The 20,615-nt window shown below is 71.8% G+C and carries 20 protein-coding genes; 12 read left to right on the top strand and 8 right to left on the bottom strand.

Annotated elements, in window-relative coordinates; all coding sequences use genetic code 11:
- Nucleotides 1–38: 38 nt before the first annotated feature.
- A complete protein-coding gene (locus HNR21_RS02230; RefSeq protein ID WP_182703822.1) occupies nt 39–695 on the bottom strand; it encodes a TetR/AcrR family transcriptional regulator in 657 nt (218 codons plus the stop codon).
- Nucleotides 696–942: 247 nt separating this feature from the next.
- Between HNR21_RS02230 and HNR21_RS02235 the strand changes: the two genes are divergently transcribed.
- The 4 genes from HNR21_RS02235 to HNR21_RS02250 are packed head-to-tail and all read left to right on the top strand — an operon-like array spanning nt 943 to nt 6,531.
- A complete protein-coding gene (locus HNR21_RS02235; protein ID WP_182703823.1) occupies nt 943–2,520 on the top strand; it encodes an ABC transporter substrate-binding protein in 1,578 nt (525 codons plus the stop codon).
- A gap of 7 nt (nt 2,521–2,527) precedes the next feature.
- The gene (locus HNR21_RS02240; protein ID WP_182703824.1) at nt 2,528–3,475 is read left to right on the top strand and encodes an ABC transporter permease; all 948 of its coding nucleotides are present in this window, start codon (nt 2,528–2,530) and stop codon (nt 3,473–3,475) included.
- Nucleotides 3,465–5,546: a dipeptide/oligopeptide/nickel ABC transporter permease/ATP-binding protein gene (locus HNR21_RS34890; RefSeq protein WP_182703825.1), complete on the top strand. Its 2,082-nt coding sequence runs from the start codon at nt 3,465–3,467 to the stop codon at nt 5,544–5,546. The genes HNR21_RS02240 and HNR21_RS34890 overlap by 11 nt, the downstream gene beginning before the upstream one ends.
- Nucleotides 5,536–6,531, top strand: a complete 996-nt coding sequence (locus HNR21_RS02250; protein ID WP_182703826.1) for an ABC transporter ATP-binding protein — start codon at nt 5,536–5,538, stop codon at nt 6,529–6,531. Before HNR21_RS34890 ends, HNR21_RS02250 begins: the two co-directional genes overlap by 11 nt.
- Before the next feature lie 283 nt (nt 6,532–6,814).
- Here the strand turns inward: HNR21_RS02250 and HNR21_RS02255 are convergent, their stop codons facing one another.
- Nucleotides 6,815–7,024: a DUF397 domain-containing protein gene (locus tag HNR21_RS02255; RefSeq protein WP_182703827.1), complete on the bottom strand. Its 210-nt coding sequence runs from the start codon at nt 7,022–7,024 to the stop codon at nt 6,815–6,817.
- 5 nt (nt 7,025–7,029) lie between these two features.
- Nucleotides 7,030–7,878 carry a helix-turn-helix domain-containing protein gene (locus HNR21_RS02260; protein ID WP_312881540.1) on the bottom strand — a complete coding sequence of 283 codons (849 nt, stop codon included), beginning with the start codon at nt 7,876–7,878 and terminating at the stop codon, nt 7,030–7,032.
- 362 nt (nt 7,879–8,240) lie between these two features.
- On the opposite strand from HNR21_RS02260, the gene HNR21_RS02265 reads away from it, so the two are divergent.
- The 8 genes from HNR21_RS02265 (at nt 8,241) to HNR21_RS02300 (ending at nt 14,290) form a co-directional block, all read left to right on the top strand.
- Entirely contained in the window at nt 8,241–8,714 is a 474-nt protein-coding gene (locus HNR21_RS02265) for an ATP-binding protein (RefSeq protein ID WP_182703829.1), read from the top strand.
- A gap of 761 nt (nt 8,715–9,475) precedes the next feature.
- Entirely contained in the window at nt 9,476–9,778 is a 303-nt protein-coding gene (locus HNR21_RS02270; protein ID WP_182703830.1) for an RNA-binding protein, read from the top strand.
- A gap of 28 nt (nt 9,779–9,806) precedes the next feature.
- The gene (locus HNR21_RS02275) at nt 9,807–10,268 is read left to right on the top strand and encodes a DUF6879 family protein (protein ID WP_246441927.1); all 462 of its coding nucleotides are present in this window, start codon (nt 9,807–9,809) and stop codon (nt 10,266–10,268) included.
- A gap of 6 nt (nt 10,269–10,274) precedes the next feature.
- Complete coding sequence (locus HNR21_RS02280) at nt 10,275–11,135, top strand: DUF5753 domain-containing protein (RefSeq protein ID WP_182703831.1); 861 nt, start codon at nt 10,275–10,277, stop codon at nt 11,133–11,135.
- A gap of 139 nt (nt 11,136–11,274) precedes the next feature.
- The gene (locus HNR21_RS02285) at nt 11,275–12,399 is read left to right on the top strand and encodes a radical SAM protein (RefSeq protein ID WP_182703832.1); all 1,125 of its coding nucleotides are present in this window, start codon (nt 11,275–11,277) and stop codon (nt 12,397–12,399) included.
- Nucleotides 12,396–12,533, top strand: a complete 138-nt coding sequence (locus HNR21_RS02290) for a hypothetical protein (protein WP_182703833.1) — start codon at nt 12,396–12,398, stop codon at nt 12,531–12,533. Before HNR21_RS02285 ends, HNR21_RS02290 begins: the two co-directional genes overlap by 4 nt.
- Nucleotides 12,534–12,608: 75 nt before the next feature.
- On the top strand, nt 12,609–13,469 hold the full coding sequence (locus HNR21_RS02295) for a GNAT family N-acetyltransferase (RefSeq protein ID WP_182703834.1): 861 nt from the start codon (nt 12,609–12,611) through the stop codon (nt 13,467–13,469).
- 299 nt (nt 13,470–13,768) lie between these two features.
- A complete protein-coding gene (locus HNR21_RS02300; RefSeq protein WP_182703835.1) occupies nt 13,769–14,290 on the top strand; it encodes a hypothetical protein in 522 nt (173 codons plus the stop codon).
- Between the two features lie 15 nt (nt 14,291–14,305).
- Here HNR21_RS02300 and HNR21_RS02305 read toward each other — a convergent pair whose 3' ends face one another.
- From HNR21_RS02305 to HNR21_RS02325, 5 genes are all read right to left on the bottom strand, one after another.
- On the bottom strand, nt 14,306–14,818 hold the full coding sequence (locus HNR21_RS02305) for a hypothetical protein (protein ID WP_182703836.1): 513 nt from the start codon (nt 14,816–14,818) through the stop codon (nt 14,306–14,308).
- A gap of 88 nt (nt 14,819–14,906) precedes the next feature.
- Complete coding sequence (locus HNR21_RS02310; protein ID WP_182703837.1) at nt 14,907–16,442, bottom strand: hypothetical protein; 1,536 nt, start codon at nt 16,440–16,442, stop codon at nt 14,907–14,909.
- Nucleotides 16,443–16,446: 4 nt separating this feature from the next.
- Nucleotides 16,447–17,325: an OmpA family protein gene (locus HNR21_RS02315; RefSeq protein WP_182703838.1), complete on the bottom strand. Its 879-nt coding sequence runs from the start codon at nt 17,323–17,325 to the stop codon at nt 16,447–16,449.
- On the bottom strand, nt 17,322–19,802 hold the full coding sequence (locus HNR21_RS35810) for an Hsp70 family protein (protein WP_182703839.1): 2,481 nt from the start codon (nt 19,800–19,802) through the stop codon (nt 17,322–17,324). The genes HNR21_RS02315 and HNR21_RS35810 overlap by 4 nt, the downstream gene beginning before the upstream one ends.
- Complete coding sequence (locus tag HNR21_RS02325) at nt 19,799–20,482, bottom strand: nucleotide exchange factor GrpE (protein ID WP_182703840.1); 684 nt, start codon at nt 20,480–20,482, stop codon at nt 19,799–19,801. Before HNR21_RS02325 ends, HNR21_RS35810 begins: the two co-directional genes overlap by 4 nt.
- Nucleotides 20,483–20,615: the final 133 nt, after the last annotated feature.

The following is a 20,615-nucleotide window of genomic DNA, read 5'->3' on the forward strand; positions in this document are numbered from 1 at the left end:
CGCGGGCGGCCCCGGGCCACGCTCCCCCGTGGAACGCGTCAGGACGCGGCGTCCGGCGACGTGCGGTCGCGGGCGGCCAGGAGCTGGGCGCGGGCACCGGAGAAGAAGGCGATCAGGACGTCGATCGCCTCCTCCAGGTCGGGGTAGCGGCCCTCGAGGTGTCCCAGGGCCATCGCCTCGGTGAGGGCGGTGACGCCGTCGGCCATCATCTCCAGGCGACGGGCCTGCTCCGGGGTGTCGGCCGGCAGGCCCGCCTCGACCAGGTCCTCGACCAGCCGGGAGCGGGTCTCGGCGGCGCGGCGGCGGGCGGACTCGCCGAGCGGGGTGGAACGGTCGAAGCGGGCGCGCAGGCCCAGCCGGAAGAACTCCGGATGCCCGCACATCGCCTCCAGCGGGATCCGGAACGCCTCGCGGAGCCGTTCGGCGCTGTGCGGTTCCCGGCCGGAGCGGCGGCGGGCCTGGCGGACCATCGGGCCGACCCGGCGGTCGGCCTCCTCGCCGAGCGCCTGCAGCAGCTCGGACATGTTGCGGAAGTGCACGTAGAACGTGGACTGGGCGACGCCGGCCCGGCGGCACACGCCGCCCGTCGACAGCCCCGCCTCCCCCTCGGTGTCGAGGATGCGCAGGGCCGCCTGCAGGAGCCGGCGGCGGGTCAGGTCCTTGGCCTCGCGCCGGCTCAGTGTGACATCGGGCATCGGACTCCCTGATCGATTGTGTCCCGACGATAACCCTACCGGCGGATCAGCCGAGGTCTCCCCTGTTCACAGCACGGAAATGATCATCAGTCAACCCATTGACGTCGAATTCGCCGATAGTACTATCGGTGAACCGCCGTGACGGCGATCACACAGCGGGACACCTGAGAGGGGCAGCACGCACGTGCGACACGTGATGACCACACGCCGGGGCCCTCGGGCCGCACTTCCCCTGCTGGCTCTCGCGTTGGGCGCGACACTGACCGCGGCCTGCACCGGCGGGTCGCCCGCCGGCACCGCGAACGGCCCCGAAGGCAGTCCCGTCCCCGGCGGGAGGCTGGTGTACGGGCTGAGCGCGGACGCCAACGGCTTCAACCCGGTCCGGGACTCGTTCTCCCCCCAGACCTACGCGATGGCCGGCAGCGTCATCGAGGCGCTGACCGTCATCGACGCCCAGGGCAACTGGCGTCCGCTGCTGGCGGAGTCCATCGAGCCCGCCGAGAACGCCGCCCAGTGGACCATCAAGATCCGCAAGGGCGTCGTGTTCAGCACCGGGGAGGCACTGGACGCCCAGGTCGTCAAGGCCAACCTGGAGGCGCAGAAGACCTCGCCGCTGACCGCGGCGGTGCTGGCCCCGATGCGCGGCGTCGAGGTGCTCGACGACCACACCGTGCAGGTCCACCTCAACCAGCCGTGGGGCGCGTTCCCGAACGTGCTGGCCACCCAGGTCGGCATGATCATCCCGCCGTCCGCGCTGGCCGACCCCGCCACCGCCAGCCGGCGGCCGGTCGGCACCGGGCCGTTCGTCTTCGTCAGCTACGCGCCCGACAACCGCTTCGTGGTCCGCAAGAACCCCAGGTACTGGCAGAAGGGCCTGCCGTACCTGGACCAGATCGAGTTCCGCATCCTGCCCGACTTCCAGACCAAGGCGCAGACGCTGGAGTCCGGCCAGCTCAACGCCATGGCCACCCAGCGGGACAACGACATCACCAAGTTCGGCGCGCTGGCCGAGCAGGGCCAGTACCGGGTCTACAAGGCCGCCGGGATGACCGTGCCGGAACTGGCGTTCATGCTCAACACCGCCGCCGGGCCGACCGCCGACCTGCGGGTCCGGCAGGCCCTCGCGCACGCCACCGACCGCAACGCGTTCATCAAGACGCTGCGCTCCGGCCTCACCAAGCCCGCCGACGGCCCCTGGTCCCCCGACTCCAAGTGGTACGCCCCCGGCGGCTATCCGGCCTACGACCTCGGCCGGGCCAAGGCCCTGGTCGCCGAGTACGAGCGGGACAAGGGCCCGATCCGGCTCGAACTGCTGTCGGTGCCCGACCAGTCCTCGATGCAGAACGCCGAACTGGTCCAGGACATGTGGGGCAAGGCCGGCGTCGAGGTCACCATCAGGCAGGCCGAGCAGGCCGACCTGATCCAGCGGGCGCTGACCGGCGCCTACGGCGCCATCGTGTGGACGCAGTTCACCGCCGCCGACCCGGACGGCGAGTACTCCTGGCTGCACTCCCGGTTCGCCCGCCCGGCCGGCCAGATCTCCATCAACATGAGCCGGGTCAACGACCCGCAGCTCGACGCGGCGCTCGAACAGGGCCGCCGCAGCCTGGACGAGGCCACCCGCAAGAAGGCCTACGCCACCGTCCAGCAGCGGCTGCGGGCGACGCTGCCGTTCATCTGGGTCGACCACCTGTCCACCACGGCGATCATCACCAAGCCGAACGTCAAGGGCCTGGCCGAGTACCGGCTGCCGGACGGATCGACCGGCAGGCCGCTGATCGGCTCGGTCGCGCACCGGGTCGAGCGGATCTGGATCAGCAGGTAGCCCCGGCATGGCGTGGATCGTGCTGCGGCGCGCCGGCCAGCTGCTGTTCGTGCTGCTGGTGGTGACCGTGCTGGCGTTCTGGATGATCACCCTGCTGCCCGGCGACCCGGCGATGCAGATCCTCGGCTACGCCGGGGACGAGGCGGCGCTGGAGGCGGTCCGCCGGGACCTGGGACTGGACCGGCCGTTCTGGGAGCGGTACCTGGACTGGCTCGGCGGGGTGGTCACCGGCGACCTGGGCACCTCGTACACCAGCAGCATCCCGGTGCGCGAGTCGCTGGCCGCCCGGCTGCCGGTGACCCTGGAACTGCTGGTGTTCTCCCAGGTCATCTCGCTGGGGCTGGCGGTGCCGGTGGCGATGGCCGCCGCCCGCCGGGCCGGCGGGGCGCTGGACCGGGCGCTGACCACGGTGAGCTTCGGGCTGCTGTCCACCCCGGTGTTCGTGTCCGGGGTGCTGCTGATCATGATGCTGGCGGTGAAGCTGCCGCTGCTGCCGGCGACCGGGTTCACCCCGTTCGACGCCGACCCGGTCGGCAACCTGCAGACGATGGTGCTGCCGTCGGTCACGCTGGCCGCCGGGCAACTGGCGGTGTACGCGCGGCTGCTGCGCGCCGACCTGATCGCCACGCTGCAGGAGGACTACATCACGCTGGCCCGCGCCCGGGGCCTGTCGCCGCGCCGGATCATGTGGCGGCACGCGCTGCGGCCCTCGGCGATCTCCCTGGTCACGGTGGTGGGCCTGAACCTGGGGGCGCTGATCGGCGGGGCGGTGATCATCGAGACCCTGTTCGGCCTGCCCGGGGTGGGCCGGCTGCTCGTCGAGGCCATCCTGTCCCGCGACTACCTGGTGGTGCAGGGCGGGGTGCTGGTGGTCGCGGTCGGCTACGTCCTGGTCAACTTCGCCATCGACCTGGTCTATGGCCTCCTGGACCCGAGGATCCGGCATGCTTCCTGACGTCGAGCCGGGCCCCGACCCGGCCAAGGTCCCGGCCGACGACCCGGCCGGGACCCCGGCCCCGGCCGCGCGGCCGGCCGGCAAGAGACGGCGGTTCGGCTGGGGATTCCGGCTGGCGGTGGCGTGGCTGGTGCTCGTCGCCGGGGCGGCGCTGCTGGCCGACCTGCTGCCGATCCCGCACTACGACGCCACGCTGAGCGGCGAGCCCCGGAGCGGGCCGGCGTTCGGGCACCCGTTCGGCACCGACGCGCTCGGCCGCGACATCCTCAGCCGGATCGTGCACGGCGCGCGGGTGTCGCTGGGCGTGGGCCTGGGGGCGGTGCTCATCGGGCTGCTGCTCGGAGCGCCGTTCGGGCTGGTCGCCGGGTACTACCGGGGTGTCGTGGACCGGATCATCATGACCGCCAACGACATCGTGCTGGCGTTCCCGGCGCTGGTGTTCGCGCTGGCGGTGGTGGCGTTCGCCGGGGCCGGCGTGCGGAACGTGCTGATCGTCCTCGGCGTGCTCGGGGCGCCCGCCTGGGTGCGGCTGGTGCGCAGCGTGACGATGGCGTACGCGCAGCGCGAGTTCGTCACGGCGGCGCGCGCGCTCGGGGCCAAGGGCGGCACGGTGATGCGGCGGGAGATCGCCCCGAACGTGGTGCTGCCCGCGCTGTCCTACGCGTTCGTGATCATGGCGGTGGTGGTGGTCGCCGAGGGCAGTCTGGCGTTCCTCGGGCTGTCGGTGCAGGCGCCCACCCCCACCTGGGGCGGCATGATCAACGAGGGCCGGTCCAACCTGGACGACGCGCCGCACATCGTGCTGGTGCCCTCGCTGGTGATGTTCTGCACCGTGCTGGCGTTCAACCTGGTCGGAGACCGGCTGCAGGAGCTGACCACCATCCGGCACAGCGGCCTGGAGCCCCGCCGGGCCCGCAAGAAGGCCGCGGTCACCGTGGACGAGCCCGCCGCCCCCGAGCGGAAGGGCCCGGCGCCGCTGCTGGAGGCGGTGGACGTGCGCACCGGGTTCCACACCCCGTACGGGCTGGTGCGGGCGGTGGACGGGGTGTCGTTCACGCTCGAGCGAGGCCGCACGCTCGCGATCGTCGGCGAGTCCGGGTCGGGCAAGTCCCAGCTCATCCGTTCCGTCCTCGGGCTGCTGCCGCCCGCCGGGGTGGAGCGCGGCGGGCGGGTGTACCTGGACGGCGAGGACCTGACCGCCAAGTCCCCGGAGCAGATGCGCGGCATCCTCGGCACCCGGATGGCGGCGGTGTTCCAGGACCCGATGACCGCCCTCAACCCGGTCCGCACCGTGGGCGCCCAGGTCACCGAGCCGCTGCGGGTGCACCGCGGGATGGACCGCAAAGAGGCGTACGCCACCGCCGAACGGCTGCTGGCCTCGGTCGGCATCCCCGAGCCGCGCCGGGTGCTGCGCGGCTACCCGCACCAGCTCTCCGGCGGGATGCGGCAGCGGATCACCATCGCGATGGCGCTGTCGTGCGACCCGGAGATCCTGTTCGCCGACGAGCCCACCACCGCCCTCGACGTCACCGTGCAGAAGCAGATCATGCGGCTGCTGCACGACCAGCGCGAACGGCGGGACATGGCGATGGTGCTGGTCAGCCACGACCTGGCGATGGTGGCGGACTGGGCCGACGAGGTGATCGTCATGTACGCGGGCCGGGTCGTCGAGCACGGCCCGGCCGCCGAGCTGTTCGCCGCGCCGCGGATGCGCTACACCGAGGCGCTGCTGAAGGCCGCCCCCGACCTGACCGCGCCCAGCCACACCCGCCTGGAGGTCATCGACGGCCGCCCGCCCAACCTGGTCGCGCCGCCGGCCGGCTGCCGCTTCCACCCGCGCTGCCCGTTCGCCCGGGAGCGCTGCGCGGCGGAGGCCCCGCCGCTGGTGAACGAGGGGAGCCGCGCGTACGCCTGCTGGTACCCGGCCGAGCCCGTCACTGTCACCGAGCCCGCCGGACCCGCCGTGTCCACCGCGGACGGCACGGACGACGCCGCGCGTTCGCACCAGGACCACCCGGCCGTCTCCGCCGGGCCGGTCGACGTCGAAGGGAACATCAAGGATGGCCGGTAGCGGCACCGCGCACCTGCGGGACGGCGAGCAGGTGCTGCGCGTGGAGGACCTGACCGTCACCTTCCCGGCCGGGCGGCGGCGCACCGTGCACGCCGTGTCGGGGGTCAGCTTCGACGTCGCCAGGGGCGAGACCCTCGGCATCGTCGGCGAGTCCGGCTGCGGCAAGTCGTCCGCCGCCCGGGCGATCATGCAGCTCCCCCGCCCGTCCGCCGGCTCGGTCCGGCTGAACGGCCTGGAGCTGACCGGCCTGCGCGGGGAGGCCCTGCGGCGCACCCGCCGCCGGCTGCAGATGATCTTCCAGGACCCGATCTCCTCGCTGAACCCGCGCCGCCGCGTCCGCGACATCGTCGCCGAGGGCCCCCGCGTCTGGGGCACCCTGGACGGTGACACCGCCCGGATCGACGAACTGCTGGAGGCGGTCGGCCTCGACCCGGCCACCGCCGCGGGACGCCGCCCGCACGAGTTCTCCGGCGGCCAGTGCCAGCGCATCAGCATCGCCCGCGCCCTGGCCCTGGACCCCGAGGTGATCATCTGCGACGAGCCGGTCTCCGCGCTGGACGTCTCCGTCCAGGCCCAGATCCTCAACCTGCTGGAGGACCTCAAGGCCCGCTACGGCCTCACCCTGGTGTTCATCGCCCACGACCTGGCCGTGGTCAAGAACATCAGCGACCGCATCCTCGTCATGTACCTGGGCAAGACCTGCGAACTGGCCCCCAGCGCCGCCCTCGTCCGCTCCCCCGCCCACCCCTACACCCGGGCCCTGCTGTCCTCCGTCCCCCAGGCCCCCCTGCGGATCCCCGAGGAGGAGGAAAAGCACATGGCCGGCGAGCCCCCCTCCCCCCTCGCCCCGCCCACCGGCTGCCGTTTCCGCACCCGCTGCCCCCGCGCCACCGCCCTGTGCGCCACCGAAGAACCCCGCATGCGCCCCTTGACCCCCGACCACTACATCGCCTGCCACCACCCCCACACCGAAACCCCCGCCTAGACCCCCGGCCGGGCGGGCCGGGAGAACCCGGCGCATATCCCACCCGCCCGGCCGGGCCACCGCCCCACACCCATGGCCCAGCAACGCTCGGCGGCGATGCCTGGATCACGCGGCCGCATCGGGAACTGCCGGACACCCGGCAGGAGGTTTCACCGGCAGGCGTCCTCGCGGACGAGGGATTCAGGCGACGGCACTGGGGGCTTCACCGAACGCATGTCATGCCGGGGCGACGGGTGGACTTCCGGGATGGCAGGCGGCTCGCTCATGTCGGGCCGTCCCGGCGTCAGATGTCGTACCCGCCCCGGCGGATCTCATCGGTCAGACGCTGGAAAGCCACGGGCGGCAGGGTCAGGCGTGGGCCGTTCGGGTCCTTGGAGTCTCGGATCGCGATGGCGTGGGCGAACGCGGCGAGTTCGACGCACTCGTTGCCTGTGGCGGTGCTCTTGGAGCTCTTGCGCCAGGTGACGTTGGGGAGATCCGGGGAGGCGTGCATGGCGACTACCTTGGCTCGGTGGCGATGTCGGCTATGAACTTCAGGGACTCGTCCTCGTCGAGTGCCGCTTCCCATATGCGGTCGAACGCCACCCTACAGCGGGCTACGTGCTCGGCGCTTTCGAGATAGATGTGGCCGTAGATGCCTTCCGAGTAGGCGATGTCCGGGTCGAGCGGGTCGGAGTAGCCGAGGATGACGAATGAACCGTCGACACCGGCTTCCGCTCCCACCGTGTAGGGAAGCACGCGGATCGTCACGTTGGGACGGCGTGCGATGCGCCTGAGTTCGTACAGCTGATCCCGCATCACGCTCTTGCCGCCGACGAGTTGCCGTAGCGCCGGCTCAGCCAGCACGGTCTTGAGTGTTGGCGCGTTCGGGCGGGTGAGGAGGGTCTTGCGGGCCATCCGAGCCTGCAGGCGCTTGTCGACCTCGGCCGGATCGTCGGGGATACCTGCTGAGATCACCGCTCGGGCGTAGTCCTCCGTCTGGAGCAGGCCCGGGATGAGCTGGACGTGGTAGGTGCGGATCTCGGAGGCCTCGTCTTCCAGAGCGACGTAGCCGCCGGTGAACACCCCGGAGTAGCCGGTCCACCATCCGCGGCGGCCTGCATCGCGGGCCAGTTGGACGAGGGCGGCGTGGGTTTCGGGGTCGACGCCGTACAGGTCGAGGATGCGCGCCACGTCCGCCGGGGTCGCCCGCGTCTTGCCGGCCTCGATCCGGCTGAGCTTGAAGCGGTTCCAGCCGAGGCAGGCCGCGGCCTGTTCGATGGTCATGCCGGCGCGTTCCCGGCAGGCGCGAAGCTCCCGGGCCAGACGGCGGCCGCGGACTGTGAGGCTGTGCTGGGTCGCTACCACAGCAGCCAAGTCTGTCCTCGTGATTGCTCTGTGTTCACCACTGGCCGCATGTGGTCAAGGGATCATGCACAGTGCATTGTTAGCGAGCACAGATCGTAGGCAGGATGTTTCTCACCGCCACGAATGCCGGCGAACCCGCTGATGACGAGGACATGGAGACCGCCGTGCGGCCGGGTTTCGGATTGGAGCCCCTGGCCCGGCCGCACGGCATCCGTCCCCAAGAGAGGACTGCGATGAGGATACTTCCGGCGGCACCGGTGCCGTCCCTGTCCGAGATCACGCCTGCCCTCGAGCAGGTGTGGCTCAGAACGCCCCGTCGACGTGCGGGCGCGACGACGAAACTCGACGGCGCCACGACCGGCGTGAACACGGACGCCGGCACCCGAAGCACCGGGCGAAGGAAGACCACTCGAACGATCGGCGCCGCCGTATCCGAGACCTCGACGGACGAGCCCGAGCACGGCTGGCGGGTCGACCTGCCGGGGACTGCGGAGGCCGTGTCCCTGCTGCGCGGCTGGGTGCGGCTGGTCCTCACCGACGTCCCCCAGCACGTCGACGCGTTCGAGCTGATCGCCAGCGAGTACGGCACCAACGCGCTCTGGCACACCGCCAGCGGCGGTCCCGGTGGACGCATTCGCGTCGAACTCGGCGTCACGGCCGACCGGATCAGGCTCGCCGTCCACGACGACGGGGCGCCGACCGCATCGAGCAAGTGGGCGCCCGAATGCCCGGACGACCACGGACGAGGCCTGATGCTCGTCGCCGCCCTCGCCGACGAGCACGGCCGTCACGCCACTCCCACCGGCCACGTCGCCTGGGCTGCGATCAACCGCTGAGCATCTGCTTCGCCCCTCCGTGCCCCGCGCGGACGGGCTCTGGGCGGTCTGTCCCGCCGCTGTTCAGCAGGCCGGACTTCATACGGCCGGTGCCCGGTCCCTTGCCTGCACCGGCCGTTCGGCCTTCGGCCGGCCGCCCGCATCGATCTCCACGTGTGGTGAACGCGCACGATGCCGCGTTCATCTTGGAGGTGGCATGGTGCCCTTCCGCGCAGGTGAAGGAGCATCCGAACAGCGCTGCATCACCGTGGCAGTGACCGATCCGATCACCGGCGCGTGGTGCATGGCCGAGTTGGACGTCGATCTGGTCCTCGCGGAGCTTCGGCATGCATTCCCCGGCGTCTGCATCTGGTTCGGCCAGTACACCCGCTCGCTGTGGGCCCTGGTGAACGGCGGCCTGGTCGAGGCGAAGCATCCCGCCGACCTCGCACGCCAGATCGACCAGGCCATCAGCCGGCAGCGGACCCACGGGACAAGCAAGCCACAGGCCCCTGCTCAAGGACTCGCCGAGCAGAGTCCTCATGCCGCCGCTCGCCGACTCCCCTCTCCACCTCCAGGCACAGCGTTAGCCGTCCGGCCTGGTCGCGGACGCTTTCGCCGGTTCGTACGCAGATGTCGAGCTGTCCTGGCCGGGGCCATTTCCATAACTGCGGGGCGATCTCCCTGAGCCTTGACCAGCCATTCAGGGCGGGTGACGGTCAGGGGCAACCTGGGGCAAACGAGCGATGCCGGAGGAACGCATGGCGCTAGATTTCGTAGGGGTGGACCCCGACAACCCGACCGACGAGTGCCCGGCGGTCTTCGTCGATCCGGACACCGGGGACTTCTACATGCAGGGCGAGACGGTGACCGATCCGGAGATCCTGGCGTGGATCAACTCCGACAGCCGGATCATGCCGGGCGAGTCGGTCGTCAGGCTGCCCCACCGCATGGCGGCGATCATCCTGGAGGCGGTCAATGGCACCTACGAACGCGGCCGGCGCAGGTTCCCCGCAGGGCAGCACCCCCGCCCCGACGAGGACGTCCGAACACGCCTCGGACAAGCCGACGCCGACGTTCGCTGAACTGATCGCGTCGACCACCACCTCGGCATTGCACCTGGAGATCCACGACCGGCACCTCACCTCCGACCCGAGCTTCCAGGCATGGCTGGCCGGACGGCCCGCCCCCGTAGACCCCGCAACGCAGTACCGCCAGTACATGGACCTGATCTCCAGCGCAGTGGCGCGGGGGGTGGTGATCCGGCGCGCCCGGATCGTGTCCGAGCCGGTGTCGGACTACGTCCGCTGGGAGCATGAACTCACCGGGCCGGTCAACATCGCCGCAGGTGAACGGGTGCGATGGCTCCCCCGACGGCTGGCGTCGACGCTCGCGCTGCCCGGCAACCCCTACTGGGTCTTCGATGACAGGCTGGTCCGCTTCTCCCTCTTCGGCGGAGACGGCGAGGTCCACGGACACCAGTTCTACGAGGACCCCGACACGATCGAGATGTGCCGGTCGGCGTTCGAAGCCGTCTGGGAACGCGCCGTCCCCCACCAGGACTACAAGGTCTGACCCCTTGTGCCCTCCTCGTCGTCGTCCAGCGCACAGCAGGCCCGGCAGGCGCTCGCCGACCAGCTGAAGGAGATCCGGCTGGCGGCGGGCCTGACCGGCACGGCCCTCGCGGCCGCGGCCGGCTGGCACGGGGTGTCCAAGGTCAGCAAGATCGAGCACGGTATACGTCCCATCTCCGCCGAGGACGTACGCACCTGGTGCCGGGTCTGCGGCGTATCACCGGAGCGCACCGAGGAACTGCTGGCCGAGCAACGCGCCGTCGCCGGCATGTGGGTGACCTACCAGCGGCTGAACCGGGCAGGCCTGCGCCAAGCCCAGGCCTCAGTCCGCCCTCTCTTCGAACGCACCAAGCTGGTCCGCGGCTACCAACCGAAGCTCATCCCCGGCCTGCTGCAAACCCCGGATTACACCACCGCCCTGCTGGAGACCGTCCGCAGCCGACAGGGCGCGGGCCACGACGACATCCCCGAAGCCGTCACGGAACGAATGGCCCGGCAACGGATCCTGCGGCAGGCCGGGCGCCGGTTCGTCTTCCTGATCGAGGAACCCGTACTCCGGCACCGGCTCTACGACACCGCGATCATGCGCGGTCAACTCCTCCACCTGCGCCAGGCCGCCAGGCTTCCCTCGGTCTCGCTGGGCGTCATCCCTCTCCAGGCGGACCGCCGACGAGTGCTGCCCCGCGAAGCGTTCGTCATCTTCGACACCGAGTTGGTGAGCGTCGAACTCGTCTCCGGCGTCCTGTCCATCACCCAGCCCCGAGAGGTCGCCATGTACGTACGGGACTTCACCGACCTGGCCGGCATCGCGGTGTACGGCAATGCGGCCCACGACCTCATCACCGACGCACTGGAATCGCTCGGATAGCCCTCAAGGGGGCAACGTCGGGCAACTTCATGGCCCCTCGGCCGAACGCCTTCTTACCGTCGCAGTTGTCAGCGCTCGAACCCAGTCGACGGACCCTCTCACTGACCAGACGTGAGCAGTCGCTGCCGAAGGGAAACCCATGCATGAGCTGATCGCCAGCCCGTTCCTCGGTGACCACCTCATCGTGCGGCCGGGCAGCCGGCAGGGCCTCAAGATCTCCCACGCACGCTACCGCGAGCTGGCGAACGTCACCACAGAGAGCCCGTGCCCGACATGGCTCCGTGAAGCCGCCCGCCGCACATGGAGCTTGAACCTTTCCGGCCGGTCGTTCACGGACGTGGTCCTGGTCCGGAAGCAGTCCCCGTTCGGCTTCGGCCGTGCCTCCTACGAGCTGAATCTCGGCTGCAACTACGACTGCGAACACTGTTACCTCGGCCTCAAGCGCTTCGAGGGCCTGCCGTGGGAGGACCGCGAGCGCCTGCTGCACATCATGCGGGACGCCGGAGTGCTGTGGCTCCAGCTCACCGGCGGGGAACCAATGATCGACCGGCTGTTCCCCGAGGTCTACGGCCTGGCCTATGAGCTGGGGATGATGCTGTCGATCCTGTCCAACGGATCCCGCCTGTCGAACCCCAAGATCCTCGACCTGCTCACCTCCCGTCCGCCGTACCGGATCACGCTGAGCGTGTACGGCGCCACCGCCGACAGCTACGACGGACTGACCCGCCGCAAGGGCGCGTTCCGCCTCTTCCAGAAAGGCCTGTACGCCGCCTGCGAGGCCGGACTGCCGCTGGCCCTGAGCATGATCGTCACCAGGCACAACGCCCACGAGGTCGACCAGATGCGCGATCTCGCCGAACGTCTCGGCCTGCCGTTCGACGAGTACGTCAACATGGTGCCGACCATCTACGGCGGCGCCGAGACCCTGCCGGCCCAGTCCAAGGACCATCTGCGCAAGCGCAAGGTCTTCACCGGCTGCAACGCCGGCCACACCTTCTTCCACGTCGACCCGCACGGCAAGGCCAGCATCTGCAAGGTCGGCCGCGACCCGTCCGTCTCGCTCATGGACGAGGGCATCGAAAGCCTGCACCATCTGGGCGGCATCGCCGACCGGCTGCTCCTTCGCCAGGGCGGCTGCACCGGCTGCACGCTGAGCGGAACCTGCGGAACATGCATGCCCCTCGTCCAGCTCTATCGCCGGGCCAAAGCCCCTCTCGCCACCTACTGCCAGCACCGAGAGCCCCGAGAGGAGGTGACAAGGTGACCGTCGACATCGAGATCAAGCCCAGGTACGCCCAGGCCACGGATCCCACCGAGATCGAACTCGTGGAGGACCTGGACGCGCTGTCGGAGTCGGCCGTCTGCTCCTGCAGCGCGGGCGACGACAACCCGTTCTGACCAGCCCGAATCAGGCCCCGGCGACTTTCCGCGTCGGGGCCTGACGCATGCGCGGCCGTTGTTACGCTGCCGGACATGCTGCGGTGGGACTGGCTGAGCCCGGTGGTGACCGTCCCGTACGTCCCCACCCTCGGCCCCGTCCATCCCGACGCCCTCTCGGCCGAACTCTTCCAGGCCGTCCTGGACGTGGCCGGCACCGGCCGCTTCCTCCCCTACGACAAGGACCGCCGCTGGTCGGCCACCAAGGACGAGCACGTCCTGGTCCCAGAGGTCATCCACCAGCCGGACCTGACCGTGATCCCCACCCTCACGGCCCGGGGAGGCGGCCTGCTGAAGATCCACTACTACGGCGAGGTCCGCCCGCCCCTGGACCAGGCCGCCGAGTGGGCCCGCAAGTGGAGCACGACCTACGGAACGCGGCCCACCGCCCGGCTCATCTGGTTCCAGAGCACCCCGGACGGTGCCCGAACGCGGGTGATGCTCAAGACGTTCACTTCACGCGACGAGCGCGAACACAGCTCAGTCGTCCCACTCACCCAGTGCCCGGCGGCCGACACGTTCGGCACCTTCGCCGCGCAGCTCGACGAGGGCGGGTTCGCCTTCCTCCACCAGCGGATGAAGGCCGGGCACGACGACGGCCCCGTCCTCGTCGCCGTTGAGGATCAGCGCATCGTCGGAGCCATCGGCCCGCTGTCCACCATGACCGACGCCACTGGCCGGCGACACCAGCCACCCCAGTACTTCGCCGTCCACCCCGCCCACCGCGGCCAAGGACACGGCCGTGCCCTCTGGCAAGCCGCCATGACCTGGGCTCTCCGCAACGGCGCCGCCTACAAGATCCTCCAGGCCGCCACAGGCAGCCCCGCCGAACGCCTCTACCAGTCCGAAGGCCTCACAACCCTGGGCTTCACCTGCGCCCGGGACATCACGCTCTGATCCCGCCACCCAGCGATGTGGGTTCCCGCTCGTGCGTTCCGATCGACGCCGCCCCGGTGAACCCATGCCGACCACTACATCGCCTGCCGCCGCACTGCCCGGCCGGGCCACCGCCCCACGCCCGATCCGGAACCGACTACCCTGAACGCACCCGTTCCGTCGCCGATCACATGGAGCCCGCATATGAGCGGTTTCGGCCTGGACGACCTGATGCGCGGCTCCGAGGCGTACGCGGCCAAGCCGGCGGAACCCGTCGGCCACACGGAGCCCTCCGGCAACCTGCGCAAGGCGTTCGAGAGATGAGCGACGCGGACCTGCCCCGGCTCCTCCTGCTGTCCGGGGACCGGATCATCGATTCCGCGGGTGAGGAAACCGCCCGGATCGTCCGGCCGCGCTGGTCCCTGCGCACGATGTTCTCCCGGACACAGGAGGAGGTCCGGCTCGTCCGGCCGGACGGGACGACCTGGCTGAGCCTGCCGCAGCAGACGGAGCAGGACATCCACAGCCTGTGGGTGAAGAACGCCGACGGCGACCGGCTGGCCACGGTCGAGCGCCGCGGCGGCCGGGGGCTCACCGGCAGCACCCTCGACGTCGCCGACGCCTCCGGCCGGGCGATGGGGACGATCGCCGCCGGCAACGCCCACCAGTCGTTCGAGGCGCGCGACCTGCTGGGCGACCGGCTGGCCACCGCCTCGCTCGCCGCCCACACCTGGACCCTGCGGCTGCGCCGGGAGATGCCCGGCGCGTGGGAGGCGGCGTTCCTGGCGGTGGTCGTCGCGGCCGAGGAGATCCAGGCGATGGCCCCGGAGAACTTCGCCTGACCCCCGGCGCGGCCGTCAGGAGTGGTCGCGCCATTCGCCGAGCCCGCAGGTCTGCACCACCCGGCGGGCCTCGGCGATCCTGGCGAGGGGGATGAACCCGAAGCCGTCGTCGCCGACCATTCCGAGCCGCAGCAGCCCGGGCCTGATCTCGTACCCCCGCAGCGACCTGGGCAGTCGCTCCCTGATCGCGGGATCGTAGGAGACGACCAGGAACGTGGTCCGGTCGCCGTCGACGAGCAGCCCCACCGACCGGATCGCCTCGGCCGGGAGGACTTCGGCCCGCTCGCCTCGGGCGTGCACCAGCCCCCGCCGGTCCAGCAGCAGCCGCTGCTGGGCACCGCTGAGGATGACGCTCACGACGAAGAGGGCGAAGACGGCCGCCAGGCCGCCCACGACGAACAACGCGATCCGGAATCCGCCGTCGACGTTGAACCCGACGACGAACATCAGGGCCGCCATCAGCAGGCATCCCACCAGGACGGTCCGCCCGTCCTTCGCCGCGTCGGTCAGCACGACCTCATGCGTCATGGCGGCCTACTTCTCCTCTCCGGCGAGCCGCGCCGGGTCGACCGGCAGCGGATCGGCGCGTTCGCCTCCGGCTCGTCTCCGTGCGGGGTCAGTTGACGTTGGGGGGTCTCTCGCCGAACTTCCAGCCGGCGGCGAGCATGCGGCGGACGGGCTCGAACTCGCGGATGGTGGCGAACTGGCCGGTGGGCATTCCGGGGCCGGCGATGCCCGCCACGAAGAAGAAGGCGATGACGTCGGCGATGGCCAGCAGGATGGCCCAGCCGGGGGAGCCGGTGGCGAAGAGGACGATGACGAGGGCCAGGGCGAGCAGGTTGCCGGTGCAGCCGATGCCCCAGACGCGCCGGCCGCGCTGCTCGTGCTGCTGCTTGCAGACGGTGCAGCGGGGGATGCTGACGGTGAGGGTGCGCCAGTTGATGCGGTAGCCCATGTGCTGGACGTCGCCGTACATCTTCTGCTCGACGGAGGAGGACTGGTCGGCCGGGTTCTGCTTGCAGAAGTGGCAGCGGGCGTAGACGACGTTCTCCCCGACGGTCGTCAGGTTGGCGTCGATGCGGGAGCGCACGGGGTCGGTGGCGGCCAGCGGCCTGGCCTCCTGCAGCAGGCTCTGGGCGGTGATCCAGTCGCCGGTCTTGTTGCCGTAGGCGACGGTGCAGCGCATGACCCAGGTGGCGACGTCGTCCGAGGCGCCCTGCAGCAGGGTGTCGTCGCCGGGCAGCATCAGCTCCAGGACGTCGAGCAGGGGCTCGCTCCGCTCCAGCAGGTCCCGGGCGGCCTCGGCGCCCTTCTCCGGATCGGCCTCGGTGACGCGTTCGGCGGTCTGGCACAGCGCGCGGATGCGGGCCGCGTCGGGTTCGACCGCGTCGGCCACGGCCCTGTCGACCGCCGGGCCGCCGAACATCGAACGGATCATCAGCGACAGCTGCCGCTGGACCGCCCCTCCGTCGCCCGCACGGGCGGCCCGGACCGCCAGGCCGGCGTTGATCGACATCAGCATGGCGGCCAGCTCGGCGCGCATCCGGCGGGTGACGGCCAGGGTGACCCGGGGGTCGGCCAGCTCCCGGACCCGGTCGTCGAGCAGGTCCCACACGTCGTCGTCGTGCCACACCGCCCGCCAGTGCTCGAACGCCTGCCCCCACAACCGCGCCCCGACCTGGCCGTCGTCGCCGTGGTGCTCGGCGTCCAGGGCGCGGGCGTGCGCCAGCACCGCCAGGTTGTGCAGGGCGACCGCGGCGGCGTCCCCCGCGGAGGTCTGCCGCACCCGGCTCCAGATCCCGGCCGCCGCCTCCGGATCGCCGCGCCGCAGGGCGTCCAGCGCCTCGTCGGAGCCGCCGCCGGGCGCGGGCCAGAACCAGAAGAACTCGTCCACCAGCCTGCGCCGCGGATCCCGCAGCCGCTGCATGGCCTCCTCGACCGCCGACTCGTCGGGCGGCGGGTCCAGCGGCAGGATCTGCGGGTCCGCCCCGGCCTCCATGCCCAGCCGTTCCATCACCCGCAGCCGGTCGGCCCGCCGCCGGATGTCGCGGGCCGTCGCCCGCACCGGAAGCCCGGTGATCCGGAACGGGTTGTCCCGGTACAGGTCCGGGCCCGTCTCCCCGAACACCGACTCCGCCGTCGTGGTCGCCATTCGCTCACCCCCCGCGCGCCGCGGAGATCCGCAGGCTCACCGTCCGGTTCCGGGACTGGTCGGCGGCGTCCGGGAACGGCGGCGCCACGCCGCCCATCGTGGACACCGGCAGCGCCGCCGTGGGCAGGCCCGCCGCCCGGCGCAGCAGCTCGCGGACGACGGTGGCGCGCGCCAGGCCCAGCTCGGCGTTGCTGGCGAACTCGCCGCCCGGCGGCATCGCCCGGGAGTCGGTGTGGCCGACCACGGTGACGGTGATCCGGCCGGCGTACGCGCGCAGCCGCCCGCCCACGTCCTCCAGCACGGCCCGGCCGTCCGCGGTCAGGGTCGCGCCGCTGCGGAACAGCCCCTCGGGGAACGTGACGACCAGCTCGCCGGGCAGCCGTTCCACTCCGACGCCCCGCATATCACCCAGCCGGACGGCCAGGTCGGGCAGCGCGTCGGCGGGCGCGGCCGGCCGCGGCGCGGGGGGCGGGGAGGCGGCGGTGGGCTCCCGGCGGACCTCGCCGCGGATGTCCAGCAGCAGGGCCAGGATCAGCACGGCGACCAGCACCGCGACCACCCGGCCCAGCAGGCCCGTCGTCGCCCGGCGGGGGCGGGAGCCGCGCAGGGCGGCGATGCGGCGGCGGCCCTCGGTGATCTCCGGGGCGTCCGGGGCCAGCCGCTCGGCCTCGGCCCAGCAGCGGTCGGCCTCCTCCAGCCGGCCCTGCTGGGCGTACACGCGGGCGAGCAGGTCCAGCACGGTCACGTCGGGCCCGCCGCCGTCACCGGCCAGCTCGTCCAGCAGCCGTTCGGCCTCCAGGTAGCGGCCGCGGCGGGCCAGCGTGCGGGCCTGCGCCAGGGTGATCTCGCGGACGGCGTCCGGCGCCGCGGCGGGCGCCGTCATCGCCGCACCGTCGAGAACGGGTCGGGGGGCGGCGGCGGGCTGGGCAGCATGTCCCGCAACTGGACGTTGATGTGCCGGAGCGTGTCGGCGTCGCCCCGGTCCATCGCCTGCCGCCCGACCGCGATCAGCCGGCCCGCCTCGGCCTGGTCGCGCATCTCCGGCTGCATGGTGCGCAGTTCCTCGAACGCCATGAACTGCAGGTCGCCGGACTCGTCCAGGACCTGCAGGGCGAGCGAGCGCAGCTCGTCGAGGCGCTGCTGGAGCAGCCGGGCGTTGTGCGCGGTGATCGCCTCCTGCACGGCGGTCTCCCCGGACGCCAGCGCCTGCCGGTGCTGCGGGCCGCCCTTGACCGCGACGATCTCGCGGACCGCCTGGAGCAGCTCGTGGGCCTGCAGGGTGAGCCGCGGCCACTCCAGCGCGTCCTCGACCTCGTCGACGGCGGCCTTGAGGTCCAGCAGCCGCTTGCCGCACATGGTGGCCGCGTCGGGGTCGACCTTGGCGGCCTCCACCATCTCCTCGACGTCGGCGACGATCCGTTCGGCGTCGATCCGGGCCAGCACCGTCAGCGCGGGCCGGTCGTTCAGCTCCTCGGCCTCCCGCCGGGCGGCGGCCAGCCGGCGCTTCTCGGCGGCGGCCTCGCGGGCCAGCTCGGGCTGCTCCGGGACGGTCTCCGTCTGCAGGTTGACGACCTGCTCGAACTCCTCGTCCAGGATCGGCATGTAGGCCCGCGCCACGATCAGCCGGGACTCGTCGACCCGGAGGGTGACCTCGACCTCGCTGCCCTCGGGCACGTCCCGGCGCACCTGGGTGGGCGAGACCTCCAGCCGCCCGATCCGCCGGTTGCGGTCGGCCCGGTCGTGCTCGCCCTCCAGCAGCGGGATGCGGATCATGCCCTCGCCGCCGCCCGCCCGGACCGGGACCGTGGTGCGCAGGGTCACCCGGCGCTTGGCCGGCAGCGGGGTGCCGCGCTTGAGCAGCCACTCGACCTCGTTGTCGGCCAGGCCCACCCCGATCGAGTGGGTCAGCGGGGGCTGGGTGTCGACGACGCCGACGGTGTAGGTCAGCGTGGCCGGGGTGATGTCGTGCGGTGCGCCGGTCGGGTCGGTCAGCTCGATCCGGTACGTGTTGGGGCGGCCGCGCTCGGCCAGCAGCGTGACGCCGAACGCGCCGTTGGGCGCCAGCGCGATCCGGCCGCTGCGCCAGGGGTCGCGGGCGTCGTCCCTGATCAGCTCCACCGAGTAGCCGGCCAGGTCGGGCCCGGACACCCGGCCGCCGACGAACGGCTGCAGGTCCGGCCCGACCGGCTCGTACTCCAGTTGCACGGCGTACTGGCCGGGGGCGGGCGGCGGGGGCGCGGCCATCGTCTCCAGCCGCTGGGTGGCGGCGAAGATGGCCGCGCCGCGGGCCACCACCGTGATCGGGTCCTGGCCGTGGTCCAGCGGGATGCCCAGCCCCTCGCGCGGGTCGGCCAGCCGCTGCCGCAGGTAGGGCGACAGCGTGGGGCCGCCGACCAGCAGCACCTTCTCGATGTCGCCTGGCCCGAGCCCGCTCTCGCTCAGCGCCGTGCGGCACAGGTTGACCGACCGCACGATGAACGGCTCGAACAGCCGTTCCACGTCGGCGCGGTGCATCTCGTACTCGAAGTCGAACGGCCGGCCGTGCTCGTCGGTGAGTTCCAGCAGGACCTCGGCGACCTCCATCTGGGACAGCTGGATCTTGGCCTGCTCCGCGGCCTGCTTGAGCTTGCTGATCGCCGCGGCCCAGCGCCGGTCGCCGCGGCCCAGCCCGGTCATCGCGTGCCGCTCGGTGATCGCGGGGATCAGCAGCCGCTCGACGATCTGCCAGTCGATAAGCTTGCCGCCGAGGAAGTTGTCGCCCCGGTGGGTGACCACGTTGAACTCGCCGTCCCGCAGGTTGATCACCGCGGCGTCGAACGTTCCGCCGCCCAGGTCGTACACCAGCCAGAAGGCGTTGTCGGCCGTGCTCTGGAACCCGGAGGCCAGCGCGGCGGCGATGGGCTCCTGCAGCAGCGGCGCCTGGGTGAGCCCGGCCAGCTCGGCGGCCCGCTTGGTGGCGTCGCAGGCGCTCAGCTCGAACGCGGCGGGCACGGTGATCACGGCGGCGGTGATCTCCTCGCCGTGGCGCTGGGCGACGTCCCGTTTGAGGGACTTGAGGACCTCCGCCGACATCTCCTCCGGCTCCATCGACCGGCCGGCCGCGGTGAAGTGCTTGGCCATGCCGGAGGTGCCCATCCGCAGCTTGAACTCGGTGCAGACGTTGTCGGGATCCTCCTCGGACCGCACCTTGGCGGCGCTGCCCACGTGCATCCGGTTGCGGCGGTCGACCCACACCGCCGACGGCGTGGTCTCGTGCCCCAGGTTGTTCTTGACGATCTCGGCCCCGACGCCGGCGAACCGGGCGATGGCGCTGTTGGTGGTGCCGAGGTCGATGCCGAAGTCGATGGTGCTGCGGGTCATGGACGTGACTCCCGGGTGGGTTGCGGCAGACCGGGCTCGCCGGATCCGCCGGGCTCGTCTGGTGCGCCGGGCTCCAGCGGAGTCCCCACGATCACCTCGGCGCGCTGGATCGCGCGGTCGCGGAAGTAGACGCTGGGCCGGAGGGTCTCGATCACCTCTTCGCGGCCCAGTCCGGGAGTGGGCTGCAGGGTCAGCACCTCCAGGGTGAGGCCCGGGTCGTAGGGCTCGCCCAGATGGTCGCGGATCTCGACGCCGGCGTCGGCCAGCGCGTCCAGCGCGCCCTCCAGGTGCCGCATGACGATCCGGGGGGTGTCCTCGTCCCGGCCGAGCCGGGTGTGCAGCCGCCAGACGTTGGTCGCCAGCTCGGCCAGCGTCCGGTCCGGCAGCGCCTCCGGCGCCTGTGCAACGGCCTCGGACCCGGCGGACCCGGCCTCGGACCCGGCGGACCCGGACTCGGACTCGGCGGGTCCGGGGGGCGCGGGGGCGGCGGTCTCCCCGGCGGTGTCGGCGGGCTGCGAGGGCTCGGGCGGCGGTGCGGATTCGGCGAGAGCGGACGCCAGTTTCTCCAGCGTGCTCAGCGCGTCCCGCGGCCATGCGGCGGGCGCGATCCGGAATTCCCGGGGCTGCCGCCATTGCCGGAACGCCGCGCCGATGCCGGCCCAAAAACGCTCCGTCTGCATACCCGGTGGCACTCCCCGCACCCGGTGACCCTGTGTACCGGTTCCATCCTTGCAGCCGGTTCCACGGAGCGTCCAGGGAGAATCGACAACCTTGAACGCGGACATTTGCACACACGGTACGACGCCGGTCCAC

It is taken from the genome of Thermomonospora cellulosilytica, from assembly GCF_014138835.1.
In the GTDB taxonomy this organism is placed as follows: domain Bacteria; phylum Actinomycetota; class Actinomycetes; order Streptosporangiales; family Streptosporangiaceae; genus Thermomonospora; species Thermomonospora amylolytica.